The following is a 14,791-nucleotide window of genomic DNA, read 5'->3' as shown; positions in this document are numbered from 1 at the left end:
TGGCATCGATTTTTGACACGCTGTTGAGTTCTCAAGAATCGGACACACACCATCAACCACCTCCACGAGGAGGCCTCCGGGGCAACCCTTCAAACTTACCCGCCTCAAGCTTGGGAGTCAAACCCGCGAACCAGCCTTCAGATCGTCCGGATCGACCCGCTTGGAATCAGCGGTTCTGCCCATCGAAACCGTCCCGATCACTCGGGTCTCGGCTCCAGGGCCGTCCGAAACCTTACCGGATCAACCGGAGTGCTTCGGACCGTTCTCGTTCAGCCCCGGGACCGGCCAGCTTCGCTCGGTGATCTCTCACCGCCGCGGTGGCGTCCGTTCCTCCCTGTCGGGCTGACGAAGAGAACATTAACCGAGCCCTCGCGGATGACACAAATCCGCCTGCTCACATCCCCCGCTCACCGGCCCCGAAGGCCACTGACCTGCGGAAACGTCGACTCAGGACACGCGGTCGATGACGATCGGCGGCAGGTCGGGCCGCGACCCCTCGGGTGCGATGGTGAAGCCACCCTCGAGCGCCTCCAGCGCCCGGGCGAACCGCTCCGGCTCGTCGGTGTGGAGCGTCATCAGCGGCTCGCCCCCACGCACCGTCGCGCCGGGCTTGTGGTGCAGCTCGACGCCGGCGCCGGCCTGGACCGGGTCCTCCTTGCGCGCCCGGCCGGCGCCGAGCCTCCAGGCGGCGACACCCACAGCGAGCGCGTCCAGCTGGACGAGCACCCCGTCGGCCGGAGCGAGCACCTGGTGCGTCTCCTTCGCCGTGGGCAGCTCTGCGTCCGGGTCGCCACCCTGCGCGCGGATCATGCGTCGCCAGACGTCCATGGCGCGCCCGTCAGCGAGCACGTCGGCAGGGTCGACGTCGTCCTTGCCGGCGCCGGCCACCATCTCGCGGGCCAGAGCCAGCGTCAGCTCTATGACGTCGCCGGGCCCGCCACCGGCGAGCACCTCGACGGACTCGCGCACCTCGAGGGCGTTGCCGGCCGTGAGCCCGAGCGGGGTCTCCATGTTGGTGAGCAGCGCCACCGTGTGCACGCCGGCGTCCTTGCCCAGCCGCACCATGGTCTCGGCGAGCTCGCGCGCCTGCTCCAGCTCCTTCATGAACGCGCCCGAGCCGACCTTGACGTCGAGCACGAGCGAGCCCGTGCCCTCGGCGATCTTCTTGCTCATGATCGAGGTGGCGATGAGGGGCACGCAGGACACGGTGCCCGTGACGTCGCGCAAGGCGTACAGCTTCTTGTCGGCGGGGGCGAGCCCCGTGCCCGCGGCGCAGATCACGGCGCCGACGTCCTCGAGCTGGCGCATCATCTGCTCGTTCGTGACGTCGGCGCGCCACCCGGGGATGGACTCGAGCTTGTCGAGGGTGCCACCGGTGTGGCCGAGGCCGCGACCGGAGAGCTGCGGCACCGCGACCCCGCACGCGGCCACGATCGGGGCCAGCGGGAGGGTGATCTTGTCGCCCACTCCCCCGGTCGAGTGCTTGTCGCTCGTCGGGCGCGAGAGGCCCGAGAAGTCGAGCCGCTCGCCGGAGCGGATCATCGCGTCGGCCCACCGCGCGATCTCACGGGGGTTCATGCCGTTGAGGTAGATCGCCATCGCGAGCGCAGACATCTGCTCCTCGGCGACGACGCCTCGGGTGTAGGCGTCGATGACCCAATCGATCTGGGCGTCGGACAGCTCGGCCCGGTCGCGCTTGGCGGAAATGACGTCTACGGCATCGAAGGCTTCGCTCACCGGACCATCATGTCCCAGCGCGACCGCGCCCGGACCACCGACGGGTGCGTTCAGCCCTCGGCGCGACGCAGGTTGTCGGGACCGAACGCCTGGGGCAGCACCGCCGACATCGGCAGCACCCCCTCGGGCGTCATGAGCAGGCAGTCCGGGCCACCGTTCTCCCACAGCAGCTGTCGGCACCGGCCGCACGGCATGAGGGCCTGACCGTCGCCGCCGACGCAGTAGACGGCCGTGAGCAGACCACCGCCCGTGGCGTGCAGCTCGGACACCATGCCGCACTCGGCGCAGAGCGTCACGCCGTAGGCGGCGTTCTCGACGTTGCAGCCGGCGACGACCCGGCCGTCGCCCACGAGCCCGGCCACACCGACCCGGAAGTGCGAGTAGGGCGCGTACGCACGCTCCATGAGCTCGACCGCGCGCACGCGCAGCGACTCCCAGTCGACGTGCGCCCCGGCGGCCATGGGGGCGTCGTCGGACCCCGCCGGCCCGACCCCGGCCGTATGCCGCCCCGCTGGCTGGGCGGCATACGGCTCGGTGGTCGGTGACCCGGCGGGTGCGGTGGCGTCGGGCTCGGCTCCCTCGGACACGGGTGGCACCTAGTGGTCACCCGCCATGAGCCGGCCGATCTCGGTGCGGTCGGCGTCGCTGCCGGGCATCTCGGCGACGACCTTGCCGCCGTGGATGACGGCGATGCGGTCGGCGAGCGAGAGCACCTCGTCGAGCTCGGCGGACACGAGCAGCACCGCGGCGCCCTCGTCGCGGGCGGCGACGATGCGGCGGTGGATGAACTCGATGGAGCCGACATCGACTCCGCGGGTCGGCTGGGCCGCCATGAGCAGCTTGGGCCCGAAGCTCATCTCGCGCGCGACGACGACCTTCTGCTTGTTGCCACCCGAGAGCGAGCCGGCCGGGGCACTCACGCCCGCGGCCCGGATGTCGAACTCCTGGAAGAGGGCCTCCGCGTTCTTGCGCACCTCGTCGAAGTCGCGCACGAACCCGTTGGCGAACGGCTTCTCGGAGAACCGGTTGAGCACGAGGTTGTCGGCGAGCGAGTACGAGGCGACGAGGCCGTGTCGCTCGCGGTCCTCGGGGATGTGGCCGACACCCGCGACGTGCGTGTCGTGGGGGTTGGCCTTGGTGATGTCCTTGCCGAGCAGGTCGATGCGGCCGGACTGCGGCGGCCGCATGCCGGCGATGGCCTCCACGAGCTCGCGCTGGCCGTTGCCCTCGACACCGGCCACGCCGACGATCTCGCCGGCTCGGACGTCGAGCGAGAAGCCGTCGACGGCCCGCAGGTTGCGGTCGTCGAGGACGACGAGGTCCTTGATCGACAGCACGTCGCCGCCGGGCGTCGCCTCGTCCTTGTCGACCCGCAGCACGACGTCGCGACCGACCATCATCGTGGCCAGGCCACGCGCGTCGGTGTCGGCCGTGGCCACCTCACCGACGACGGCGCCCTGGCGCAGCACGTAGACACGGTCGGCCGCTGCGAGCACCTCGCGCAGCTTGTGGGTGATGAAGACGATCGACGTCCCGCTCGCCGCCAGCTCCTTCATGACCGAGAGCAGCTCGTCGGTCTCCTGGGGAGTGAGCACGGCGGTCGGCTCGTCGAGGATGAGCAGGTCGACCCGGCGCGAGAGCGCCTTGAGGATCTCGACGCGCTGCTGCGTGCCGACGGGGAGGTCCTCGACCTCGGCGTCGGGGTCGACCTTCAGGCCGTGCTTGGCCGAGAGCTCGCGCACGAGCTTGCGAGCGCCCTCGATGTCGAGGACGCCCCGGCTCGTCGTCTCGTGGCCGAGGACCATGTTCTCGGCCACCGTCATGACCGGCACCAGCTGGAAGTGCTGGTGCACCATGCCGATGCCGCGGCGGATGGCGTCGCGGGGGTCCTTGACCGGCGAGGCGTCGCCCTTGATCGTGATCGTGCCCTCGTCGGGCTTGACCAGGCCGAAGATCTGCTTGACCAGCGTCGACTTGCCGGCACCGTTCTCACCGAGCAGGGCGACGATCTCGCCCCGTCGGACGTGCAGGCTGATGTCGCGGTTGGCCCGGACGGTGCCGTACGACTTGGACAGCCCGGCGATGTCGAGCAGCCGCTCGGCCTCCTGCTGCGCCTCGTGCTGGGCCGTTGCGGTGGGCTGGCTCATGAGCCCTCTCCCTTCACGAACGGCTGCCCGACGGCTCCCGGTGCCCGCACGCGGCCGGCGGCGACCGCCAGCACGACGAGGGTCAGGAGGTAGGGCAGGAGGGTGATGAACTGCTGCGGGATGTTGATGACGCCCTGCAGCTGGGACGCGAGCGCGTTGGTGAAGCCGAAGAACAGCGCCGCCGCGAAGACACGGAGCGGTCGCCACCCGCCGAAGATGAGGATGGCGAGCGCGAGGAAGCCTCGTCCGGCCGTCATGCCTCGCTCGAAGCCGGCCGTCGCCTCCATGGAGAGGAAGGCGCCGGCCGCGCCGGCGAAGATGCCACCGATGGTGACGTTGACCAGGCGCATCCGGATCACGTCGATGCCGGCGGTGTCAGCGGCCGATGGGTACTCGCCGATGGACCGGGTGCGCAGGCCCCACCGCGTGCGGAAGAGGGCGAAGTGCACGACGGGGACGGACAGGAGGGCGAACAGCGCGATCGGGCCGGTCTGGAAGAACACGTCGCCGATGAGTGGGATCTGCGAGAGCAGCGGGATGTCCCACTGCGGCATGTTCGCCGAGAGGACCTTGCCGGGCCGGTAGAAGAACGACGTGAGGCCGGTCGCGACGATGTTGATGACGACACCGGCGATGATCTGGTCCATCAGGCCCTTGACCGTGGTCAGGGCCAGGAAGGCACCCATGACGATGCCCGAGAGCATGCCGACCAGGATGCCGACGACGAGCGAGCCGCTCGCCGCCGCGGAGAAGAAGGCGGCGAAGGCGGCGACGAGCATCTGGCCCTCGATGCCGATGTTGACCACGCCGGACCGTTCGCCGACGACGCCCGTGAGGGCGCCGAGCACGAGGGGCACGGCGAAGAACCACGCGCCCTTGAACATCGACGTCGCGACGTTCTCGTTGACGGCGTGGAAGATGAAGGCGGCGACGAGCAGGACGACGATCGAGCCGGCCGCGACCTGGTTGCGCTTGAGCCACTCCATGTCAGGACCCCCAGCTCGTCGCGAGCGCGGAGGACTTGGCGGTGTGCCGGCGGAAGATCAGCTTGGCGATGATCGGCAGCGACACGAGCAGCAGCGTGATCGCGAGGAGCATGTCGACGATCTCGGGCTGGATGCCGGTGTTGAACATGAGGTTCGACGATCCGGCACGCAGGGCGCCGACGAGCAGCGCCGCGGGGATGGTGCCGAGCGGACTGGAACGCGCCAGCAGGGCGATGGTGATGCCGTCGAAGCCGAGCGACCCGGCGATGCCGTCCTGGTAGCGGTACGGGTCGATCCCCAGGTACTCGACCGAGCCGGCGAGCCCGGCGAGGCCACCGGCGATCGCCATCGCGAGGACGATCATCCCGCTCAGCTTGATGCCGGCGTACGAGGCGGCGTGACGGTTGCGACCGATCGTCTCGAACTGGAACCCGAGGGTCGTGCGGCGCAGCATCCACGCGACGGCGAGCGCGAGCACGAGCGCGATCGGCAGGCCGATCGGCACGACGCCCAGCGGCACGAAACGGGAGGCCTCGGGCGCCTGGAAGGACGCCGGGTAGGCCGACGAGGGGTCCTTGAGGGGGCCGTTGACGAGGTAGTCGATGAGGCCCGCGGCGATCGAGTTGAGCATGATCGTCGAGATGACCTCGTGGACGCCGCGGGTCGCCTTGAGAGCACCGGCGATCGAGGCCCACATCGCACCGGCGAGGATGCCGGCGACCATCGCGACGATCGCGACGACGACGCCCGGCGCCTCGCGCACGGCGTGCGCCGTGGCGGCGGCGGCGATGGCGCCGGCCATGAGCTGGCCCTGCGCGCCGATGTTGAAGAGGCCGACGCGGAGCGGGATGACGACCGCGAGACCGCAGAGGATCAGCGGCACCATCTTCTCGAAGGTGCCCTGCAGGCCGTCCGCCGTCAGGAAGGAGTACTTGAAGAGCGTCTCGTACGCGAACGTGGGGTTGACGCCCTGGGCGCGGATCAGGACCGCGCCGATGGCGAGCGCGGCCACCACGGCCACGAGGGGCACGATGATCGACTGCTCGCGGACGAGGAGTCCCAGCACTCCGGTGGGTGGCGGCGGTGCGCCGCGCTCGGGCACGACCGGCGGCGGTGTCGCCTCCGTGGTCGGCTGCGTGGTCACGGCGCCGTGGTCGGCGCCTGACGGCTCATCTCTCGGATCGGCCATCTCGGACCTCTCGACTCCTTGTCTGGACCTGTGTCTGTGGTGCACGCCGTCTCACCGGCGCAGAACGACGTCGAGCGGGTGCCCCTGTGGAGCACCCGCTCGACTTTCGTCATGACGGGACTCTAGTGCCCACCCCGTCAGGGGTCATTCGGTTGCGGGTCAGCCCGCCTTGTAGCCCGTCGCCTGCGAGCCGTCCTCGAGCTTCTTGACGATGTCGGCGACCTTGGTCTTCACGTCGGCCGGGACCTTGCTGTCGAAGTCGTGGAAGGCGGAGATGCCGGCGGTGCCGAAGAAGTTGCCCGGCTTGATCGTGTTGCTCTTGATCTGCTTGAGCAGCTCGCCGATGCCGTCCTTCTCGTGCTTCTCGGCCGAGGTGATCAGGCACGGGTGCGCGGCCGGCAGGGTGTCCCACTGGTCGAGGTCGACACCGATGCAGAAGATCTTGTCGCCGGCGCCGGCCGTCTTCGCGGCCTCCTGGAGCGCGCCGTTGCCCGTGTTGCCACCGGCACCGAAGATGAAGTCCGCGCCCTGCGCGAGCATCTTCTTGGCCTCACCGGCACCCCACACGGGGTCGTTGAAGGCGGTGTTGCCGGCCGGGTGGTAGACCTTCGAGACCGTGACGGACGGGTTGGCGGCCTTGGCGCCGTTCTCGTAGCCGGCGGCGTACGCCTGGGTCGGCGGGATCTCCTGGCCGAGGACGACGCCGATCTTGTTCGACTTCGTCATGAGACCGGCGAGGTAGCCGGCGGCGTAGCCCGCCTGGTCCTCGTGGAAGATCAGGCCCGTGACGTTCGGGACGACCGGGTCGGCCTGGAACTGGTCGAAGCCGATGAACTTGGTGTTGGGGTACTGCTTGCCCGCGGCGCGGGTCGCGTCACCCATGAGGAAGCCGACGGTGACGATGACGTCGTACTTCGCGTCGGTGAACTGCTTGATGTTCTTCGCGTAGTCCTTGGGGTCGGTCGTCTCGACGAACTTCGTCTGCGCGCCCAGCTCGCCCTTGACCTGCTCGACGCCCTCCCAGGCGGCCTGGTTGAAGCCCTTGTCGTCGACCTTGCCGACGTCGGTCACGAGGCCGACGCAGAACACCTCAGCGCTCGAGCAGTCGCCCGAGGCGGCGGTGTTCGTGCCCCCGCCGCCGCCGGAGCCGGTGGACGGGCCGGTGGACCCACCACAGCCAGCGAGTGCGGCGACCAGTCCGGCCGCGACGACCGCACTCAACTTCACATGTGAACGCAAGGCGCTCTCCTTCAGTCCGACGGGCCGACGACGACATCGGCCCAGATAGCACGGAACTGTAGACCCCGCCACGACAAGATCTGAGCGCCTCAACGCAAGTCGCAGGAAGTGTTATCGATCCGCGACCGCGCTCAGCGGAGAGACGCCGCCGAGGGCCGGCGTGCCGGCCAGCTGGGCCGCCGCGGAGAACACGACACCGGCCAGAGTGCGGGCTCCGACGACGATCGCGCCCTCGTCGATGACGAGGTCGCCGCGGTGCAGGTCGTAGGTCGGGCCACCCGGCGAGCGGGTGCCCAGGCGGGCCATCGCGCCCGGGATGTGGGTGAGGTACCACGCGAAGTCCTCGCCGCCGAGGGACTGCGGGGTCGGCGCCACGAAGGCGCCCGTGCCGGTCACCGCCGCGGTCAGCGCGTCGATGCAGCCGGCGTCGTTGACGACGGGCGGCACGCCCTTGGTGATCGACACCTCGGCCTGGACGGCATACGGCCTGACGACCTCGTGCACCACGGCCTCGAGGAGGCGCTCGACGCCCTCCCAGATGCCGGCGTCGAGCATGCGCAGCGTGCCGCCGACCTTGCCCGAGGCCGGGATGACGTTGTGCGCGCCGCCGGAGTGGATGGAGCCCCAGACGAGCGCGGCGCCCGCGCGGGGGTCGAGACGGCGCGACAGCACGGCCGGCACGTCGGTGACGACCTTCGCGAGGGCGTACGTGAGGTCCTGCGTCAGGTGCGGCCGTGACGTGTGGCCGCCGCGGCCCGAGAGAGTCACCTCGACCTGGTCGGCGGCCGCGGTGATGGCGCCGACGCGCAGGCCGACCTGGCCCGCGTCGAGGTTGGGGTCGCAGTGCAGCGCGAAGATGCGGTCGACGCCGACGAGCCCGTCCTGCGCGACGACGTCCTCGGCGCCGCCGGGCATCAGCTCCTCGGCGGGCTGGAAGACGAGGCGCGCACCGATGCCGGCGTCGACGAGGCGGCTCTCGGTCGCCTTGAGCGCGAGGGCCGCGCCGAGCAGGGCGCTCGTGTGCACGTCGTGCCCGCACGAGTGGCTGACACCGTCAGTCTGCGAGGCGAAGTCGAGCCCGGTCTGCTCGCGGATCGGCAGCGCGTCGAGGTCGGCGCGCAGCGCGATGCGGTGCTCGGGCTCGGGGGCGCCGAGGTCGGCGACGAGACCCGTACCGCGCAGCCGGCGCACGGCGATGCCCGCGCGCTCGAGGCGCTCGGCGACCACTGCGGTGGTGCGCACCTCGCCGCGGCCGAGCTCGGGGTGGGTGTGCAGGTCGCGGCGGATCGTGACGAGCTCCTGGGCGTGCTGCTGGACGGTTCGGGCGACGGCCTCGAAGGGCAGCGAGAGGGAGCGGTCGGTCACGAGCACGGGATTCTAGCGAGAGGATGGTCGCGGTCCCCGCCGAACCGGTGGCGACGGCGAGGCGGGAGGGGACCGCGTGGAGGTCGAGCGACAGCACGATCGGGTCGACGCCACCCTCGACGCCACCCTCGACGCACCCCTCGGTGCGGACGCCGTGCGGCACGTCGTCGACCGGGTCGACCGCGCCCTGCCCTTCACCACCGCCACCTGCGCCGGCTCGCCCGCCACGGTGTGGTCCGGCGACGTGCTCGCCCACGTGCGCGCCGGCTCGGACCCGCTGCGGCCGTGGCGCGACGCGCTCGGCGGACAGATGTCGCAGCGCCACGGGGTCCCGGTGCGGCCGCACGTGCCGGCGGCCTTCGTGCTGCAGTGGTGGTGCGAGGTCGCCGCCACTCCCCTTGCGTATGCCGCCGCGCTCGGTCCCTGGGTCCTTGCGCCGTCGCCTGCCGGGCTGGGTTTCGAGCTCGCGGTCGGTCTCAACCCGCACCGGGTCGTCGTCGCGCCGGACCGCACGTCCCTCACGGCCGAGGCCGACCCGGCCCGGCGTCTGGAGCTCTGCCGGACGGCATACCTCGGGCTCGTGTCGGAGGTCGTGACGGCATACGCCCCCGACGTCAAGATGAGCTCGCGGCAGCGGTGGGGCGTCGTGTCGGACATGTGGGACACCGCCGTGCGGCTCGCGCACGGCGCCGCCGGCGAGGGCGTCGGGCCGGAGCCGACGCGGGTGTCGTGCTGCTTCATCTACGCGCTGCCGGGGATGCGGGAGTGCGCGGCCTGCCCCCGCAGCGGCCGGGGCGCCTTGCGTCACTAGGGTGGCCGCCATGTCTGCGCACCTGCCGCACCTGCCGCACCTGCCGCACCTGCCGTCGTCAGATCTCGTCGTCGTGCACGAGGACGTGCGTGACGCCCTGGACGCCGGCGTCGGTGTCGTCGCCCTCGAGTCGACCATCCTCGCGCACGGGCTCCCCCACCCCGACAACATCGAGATCGCGGCACAGATCGAGGACGCCGTGCGTGCAGGCGGCTCGGTGCCCGCGACGATCGCGGTGCTCGACGGCGTGGTGCACATCGGCCTCGGCGCGACCGAGGTCGAGCGCATGTGCACCGATCCCGACATCGCGAAGCTGTCGGTGCGCGACGTGGGCGTCGCAACGGCGCTGGGGCGGTCGGGTGCCACGACGGTGGCGTCGACCTCGGCCCTGGCCAACCTCGCCGGCATCCGCGTCTTCGCGACCGGCGGCCTCGGCGGCGTGCACCGGGGCGCCTCCGAGACGTTCGACGTGTCGGCCGACCTCGGCGTCATCGCCTCGACCCCCGTCCTCGTCGTGTGCGCCGGGGTGAAGTCGATCCTCGACGTGGCCGGCACCCTCGAGACCCTCGAGACACTGTCGGTGCCGGTGCTCGGCTACCGCACCGACGCCTTTCCGGGCTTCTACCTCTCGGACTCGGGCCAGCCCGTGCCGTGGCGGGTGCAGTCGGCAGAGGAGGCCGCGCGGGTCGTCGTCGCGCGCGACCGGCTCGGCACCGACGCAGCCGGCGTCGTCCTCGCGAACCCGCTGCCCGCCGACCGGCAGGTCGACCGCGACCTGCACGACCGCCTCGTCGCCGAGGGCCTGGCGCTGCTCGAGCGCGAGGGCGTGCACGGCAAGGACGTGACACCCCGCCTGCTCGAGTTCTTCCACGACAACTCCGGTGGCGAGTCGCTCCGCGCGAACGTCGAGCTCGTGCTCGCCAACGCCCGGCTGGCCGGCGAGGTCGCCGCCGAGGTCGCGCGGCTCTCCGGTCCCGGTGGCGACCGGGACCTGCAGGCATGACCGCTCGTCCGGTCGTCGTGGTCGGAGACGTCGGGCTCGACGTCATCACGAGGCCCACCGGCGAGATCCAGTGGCACTCCGACACGCCCTCGGCCGTCACGCTCGTGCCCGGTGGCGCCGGCGGCAACTCGGCGTCGTGGCTCGCCGGGCTCGGGGCCTCGGTGACACTCGTGGCCCGCGTCGGTGCGGACGCCGCGGGGTCGACGTGCCGACGAGAGCTCGAGGGCTCGGGTGTGACGTGCGCCTTCGCCGTCGACCCGACGCTGCCCACGTGCATGGTCGTGATCCTGCTCGACGCCCACGGCGACCGCACGATGTTCCCCGACCGCGGCGCCAACAAGGCGTTCTCGGTGGACGACGTCGACCTCGCGTCGCTGGGGCTCCCGGTCGACGGGCCACGACCGCACCTGCACCTCAGTGGCTACGTGCTCTTCGACGCGGGGTCGCGAGCGGCCGGGCTCGAGTCGCTGCGCCAGGCCCGTGAGCTCGGGTGGTCGACGTCGGTCGACCCGCAGTCGCCGGCGCTCATCGAGCGCGAGGGCGCCGGCACGTTCCTGTCGTGGGTGTCCGGCGTGGACCTGCTGCTGCCCAACGAGAGCGAGGTCGCGGCGCTCGGCGGGATGGGCAAGATCCTCGAGCACGCGAGCGAGGTCGTCGCCACCTACGGCGCGGCGGGCGCGCGGTGGGTCGGCCACAGCGTCGACGTCTCTACCGAGGCGCCCCACGTCGAGAACGTCGACGCCACCGGGTGCGGCGACGCCTTCAACGCCGGCCTGCTGTCGGCCTGGCTGCGCGGCGAGGACCGCGCTTCGGCGCTGCGTTCCGGGGTCGCCGCCGGGAGCGCCGCGGCCGCCCGGGTGGGCGCCCGACCCACCTAGGGACGGCGGTCCCGGCCGGACGGCATACGGCGTCGGTCGCGGCGCGGTCCCTCGTTCCGGCTGGAGAACCGACGGACCGCCACGAGCCGAGGTATGCCGCGTGCTTCGTGCGCGACCATCCGGGAGGTCCGTCGTGGTGGCGGTCCGTCGGTCCTGTGGAAGACCCCGACCCGGCCACGGCTCGCTCGGGCAGCCTGACGCCATGGACGTCGCCACGGTTCTGGCGCAGTGCGGTGGCACCGCGCGCTGGTCGCAGCTGCGGCCGGTCGTGCGCCGACGGCAGCTGCGATGCGCACTCGCTGACGGAAGCGTCATCCGTCTGGGGCGGGGCCGCTACGGACTGTCCAGCCTGCTGGCCGCACGCGTCACGGCCGAAGGGCTCAGTGCGACGGCGTCGCATCTCACGGCCGCCCTCCACTGGGGATGGGCGGTCAAGCACGAGCCTGACCTCGCCCACGTCACGCTGCCGCGAGGCCGCAAGCTGCGCGCGCCGGCGCGGACCGGGGTGGTGCGCCACTGGAGAGACCTGGCCGCGGAGGAGATCGTCGACGGGTGGGTGACCAGCCCCGCGCGAACCGTCATCGACTGCTGCCTCGACCTGCCGTTCGACGAGGCGCTCGCCGTGGCCGACTCCTCGTGGCGTGCCGGCCTGTCGCCGCTCACCGTCCGAGACCTGGCGCTGCGATTACCGCAGCGGCTGCGGCGGAAGGTCGCGAGGGTGCTGCAGCACGTGGACCGCGGAGCCGCCAACCCGTTCGAGTCGGTGCTGCGCGCCCTGTGCCTGCAGGTCGAGGGACTCGGCGTCGTGACCCAGCACGTCGTCAAGGGGCGCGGCTTCTTCGCCCGGGTGGACCTTGCCGACCCGGCGTTGCGCATCGTGATCGAGGCCGAGGGTTTCGAGAACCATGGCACCCGGGACGCGTTGAAGCGCGACTGCCGGCGCTACACGGGGCTGGGAGCACGTGGCTGGGTGGTGCTCCGATTCACGTGGGACGAGGTGATGTTCGAACCCGACTACGTGCTCGATGCACTGCGTGAGACCGTCGCCGTGCGCCGACCGACCGCCACGAACCTGGCGACCGCCTCCTAGCCGTGCTCAGGACCCGGCCGGCGCGGAAGTCGTGGCGGTCCGTCGGCTCAGGCACACGGCATACGCGGGCGTATGCCGTGTGGGTCAGAAGGTCTCGCGGGGCTGGTAGGTGCCCCACACCTCGCGCAGCGCGTGGGCCACCTCGCCGCCGGTGGCCCGGGCCGCGAGCGCCTCCTTCATCGGGTAGAGCACGTTCTCCGTGCCACGGGCGGCCTCCTGCAGCCGGGCGAGCGCGGCGTCGACGGCGGACTGGTCGCGGTCGGCGCGCAGCGCCTCGAGGCGGGCGCGCTGGTCGGCCTCGATCGTGGGGTCGACCCGCAGCGGCTCGTAGTGGTCCTCCTGGTCGAGGGTGAAGCGGTTGACACCGACGACGGTGCGCTCGCCGCCGTCGATCTCGAGCTGCACGCGGTAGGCGGAACGCTCGATCTCGGACTTCTGGAAGCCCTGCTCGATCGCCGCGACGGCCCCGCCCTTGTCCTCGACCTGCTGGATGAGGTCGAGCACGGCGGCCTCGATCTCGTCGGTCATCGACTCTACGACGTACGAACCGGCAAACGGGTCAACGGTTTTCGTCACGTCGGTCTCGTAGGCGATGACCTGCTGGGTGCGCAGCGCGAGGCGCGCGGCCTTCTCGGTGGGGAGCGCGATCGCCTCGTCGAAGCTGTTCGTGTGCAGCGACTGCGTGCCGCCGAGCACCGCGCCGAGGCCCTGGAGGGCGACGCGGACGAGGTTGACCTCGGGCTGCTGGGCGGTGAGCTGCACGCCGGCCGTCTGGGTGTGGAAGCGCAGCATCATCGACTTCGGGTTCTGGGCGCCGAAGTCCTCCTTCATGATCCGCGCCCAGATGCGTCGAGCCGCGCGGAACTTCGCGACCTCCTCGAGCAGCGTCGTGCGGGCGACGAAGAAGAAGGAGAGCCGGGGCGCGAAGTCGTCGACGTGCAGCCCGGCGGCCTGGGCGGCGCGGACGTACTCGATGGCGTTGGCGAGGGTGAACGCGATCTCCTGCACGGGCGTCGCGCCGGCCTCGGCCATGTGGTAGCCGCTGATGGAGATGGTGTTCCAGCGCGGCATCTCCTTGTGGCAGTAGGCGAAGACGTCCGCGATGAGGCGCAGCGACTCGCGCGGCGGGTAGATGTAGGTGCCGCGGGCGATGTACTCCTTGAGCACGTCGTTCTGGATCGTGCCCGTGAGCTGGTCGCCCGCCACGCCCTGCCCCTCTGCGACGAGCTGGTAGAGCAGGAGCAACGTCGAGCCGGGTGCGTTGATCGTCATCGACGTGGAGATCTTGTCGAGCGGCAGCCCGTCGAAGAGGGTGCGCATGTCGTCGAGGCTGTCGATCGCGACGCCGACCTTGCCGACCTCGCCGTGCGCGATCGGCTCGTCGGAGTCGTAACCCATCTGGGTCGGCAGGTCGAAGGCGACCGACAGGCCGCCGGTGCCCGCCTTGACGAGCTGGTGGTAGCGCTCGTTGCTCTCCTTGGCCGTGCCGAATCCGGCGTACTGGCGCATCGTCCACGGCCGGCCGGTGTACATCGACGGGTAGACGCCGCGGGTGAAGGGGTAGCTGCCGGGGGCGCCGAGCTTGGCCTCGGGGTCGAAGCCGGCGAGCGCCGAGGCGTCGTAGACAGGCTCGATGGGCAGGTCGGACTCGGAGCGCGCGCCAGTGCTGTCAGCCATGGTGCCGAGCGTATCGGCGCCCGGGTCGGCGCCCGCCCCCCGCGTGACGAACGTCGCCGATCTCACGTCACCGAGGGCGTATGCCGCCGGGCGGGCTCCTGGACCAGGGTGGCGTCGGGTGCCGGTGAGGCGGCATACATCGGCCTCTCGACGGGTCAGGGGTCGACGGGCCAGTCGGCGGTGATCTGGGCGCGGCGGCGCTCCCAGCTCGCGTGCATGGTGGCCATCTCGCGGGCGATGTGGTCGAGGAACTCCACCGACACGGCGAGCCGGCGCCCGGCAGCGCTGCCGACGCCCCCGACGGCGTCGAGCCCGGACCGGACCGAGGACTCCATCTGGCTGAGCAGGCGGTCGCGGCTCAGCATCGCGTCGTGCCAGGCGTCGAGGTGCACGACGTAGACGTCGCGCCGCGAGCCGCGCTCGCGCTCCTTGCCGATGAGGTGGGTCTGCGTCAGGTACTGGACCGCACCGGACACGGCGGCAGGGCTGACGTCCAGCGCCTCGGTGAGCTCGAGGGCGGTCATGCGGCCGTCGTCGTCGGCGAGCAGCTGCGCGAAGACCCGCGACGCGAGCCGAGGCATGCCGGCCTCGGTCAGCACGTTGCCGAAGCGCTCGACGTAGGCGGCCACGGCTCGCTCGTCGCGATCACCCATCGTCACTCCTTCGTCG

At 71.4% G+C, this 14,791-nt stretch carries 13 protein-coding genes; 4 read left to right on the top strand and 9 right to left on the bottom strand.

Annotated features, from left to right (window positions below; genetic code table 11):
• Positions 1-447 precede the first annotated feature (447 nt).
• The 7 genes from ACYVNR_RS21660 to ACYVNR_RS21630 form a co-directional block, all read right to left on the bottom strand.
• Positions 448-1,737 carry a thymidine phosphorylase gene (locus ACYVNR_RS21660; protein ID WP_045187374.1) on the bottom strand — a complete coding sequence of 430 codons (1,290 nt, stop codon included), beginning with the start codon at positions 1,735-1,737 and terminating at the stop codon, positions 448-450.
• A 50-nt stretch (positions 1,738-1,787) separates the two neighbouring features.
• A complete protein-coding gene (locus ACYVNR_RS21655) occupies positions 1,788-2,198 on the bottom strand; it encodes a cytidine deaminase (RefSeq protein ID WP_045187376.1) in 411 nt (136 codons plus the stop codon).
• Positions 2,199-2,333: 135 nt separating this feature from the next.
• A complete protein-coding gene (locus ACYVNR_RS21650) occupies positions 2,334-3,884 on the bottom strand; it encodes an ABC transporter ATP-binding protein (protein WP_461051026.1) in 1,551 nt (516 codons plus the stop codon).
• The gene (locus ACYVNR_RS21645; RefSeq protein WP_458802622.1) at positions 3,881-4,870 is read right to left on the bottom strand and encodes an ABC transporter permease; all 990 of its coding nucleotides are present in this window, start codon (positions 4,868-4,870) and stop codon (positions 3,881-3,883) included. Before ACYVNR_RS21645 ends, ACYVNR_RS21650 begins: the two co-directional genes overlap by 4 nt.
• Position 4,871: 1 nt before the next feature.
• Positions 4,872-6,014, bottom strand: a complete 1,143-nt coding sequence (locus ACYVNR_RS21640; RefSeq protein WP_461051024.1) for an ABC transporter permease — start codon at positions 6,012-6,014, stop codon at positions 4,872-4,874.
• 204 nt (positions 6,015-6,218) lie between these two features.
• Entirely contained in the window at positions 6,219-7,286 is a 1,068-nt protein-coding gene (locus ACYVNR_RS21635; RefSeq protein ID WP_461051022.1) for a BMP family lipoprotein, read from the bottom strand.
• A 123-nt stretch (positions 7,287-7,409) separates the two neighbouring features.
• On the bottom strand, positions 7,410-8,669 hold the full coding sequence (locus ACYVNR_RS21630; protein WP_082080650.1) for an amidohydrolase: 1,260 nt from the start codon (positions 8,667-8,669) through the stop codon (positions 7,410-7,412).
• Positions 8,670-8,739: 70 nt separating this feature from the next.
• On the opposite strand from ACYVNR_RS21630, the gene ACYVNR_RS21625 reads away from it, so the two are divergent.
• The 4 genes from ACYVNR_RS21625 to ACYVNR_RS21610 all read left to right on the top strand — a co-directional run bounded on the left by ACYVNR_RS21625 (position 8,740) and on the right by ACYVNR_RS21610 (position 12,445).
• Positions 8,740-9,474, top strand: coding sequence for a (2Fe-2S)-binding protein (locus tag ACYVNR_RS21625; protein ID WP_461051020.1), 735 nt, complete (start codon positions 8,740-8,742; stop codon positions 9,472-9,474).
• 10 nt (positions 9,475-9,484) lie between these two features.
• Complete coding sequence (locus ACYVNR_RS21620) at positions 9,485-10,477, top strand: pseudouridine-5'-phosphate glycosidase (protein WP_461051018.1); 993 nt, start codon at positions 9,485-9,487, stop codon at positions 10,475-10,477.
• A complete protein-coding gene (locus ACYVNR_RS21615) occupies positions 10,474-11,355 on the top strand; it encodes a carbohydrate kinase family protein (protein WP_461051016.1) in 882 nt (293 codons plus the stop codon). Before ACYVNR_RS21620 ends, ACYVNR_RS21615 begins: the two co-directional genes overlap by 4 nt.
• 202 nt (positions 11,356-11,557) lie before the next feature.
• Positions 11,558-12,445 carry a DUF559 domain-containing protein gene (locus ACYVNR_RS21610; protein WP_461051014.1) on the top strand — a complete coding sequence of 296 codons (888 nt, stop codon included), beginning with the start codon at positions 11,558-11,560 and terminating at the stop codon, positions 12,443-12,445.
• Between the two features lie 84 nt (positions 12,446-12,529).
• Here ACYVNR_RS21610 and ACYVNR_RS21605 read toward each other — a convergent pair whose 3' ends face one another.
• Positions 12,530-14,122, bottom strand: coding sequence for an acyl-CoA mutase large subunit family protein (locus ACYVNR_RS21605; protein WP_461051012.1), 1,593 nt, complete (start codon positions 14,120-14,122; stop codon positions 12,530-12,532).
• A 155-nt stretch (positions 14,123-14,277) separates the two neighbouring features.
• The gene (locus ACYVNR_RS21600) at positions 14,278-14,775 is read right to left on the bottom strand and encodes a GbsR/MarR family transcriptional regulator (protein WP_045187393.1); all 498 of its coding nucleotides are present in this window, start codon (positions 14,773-14,775) and stop codon (positions 14,278-14,280) included.
• Between the last annotated feature and the right edge of the window lie 16 nt (positions 14,776-14,791).

It is taken from the genome of Terrabacter koreensis (genome assembly GCF_054783315.1).
This window is presented reverse-complemented; position numbering and strand designations above follow the sequence as displayed.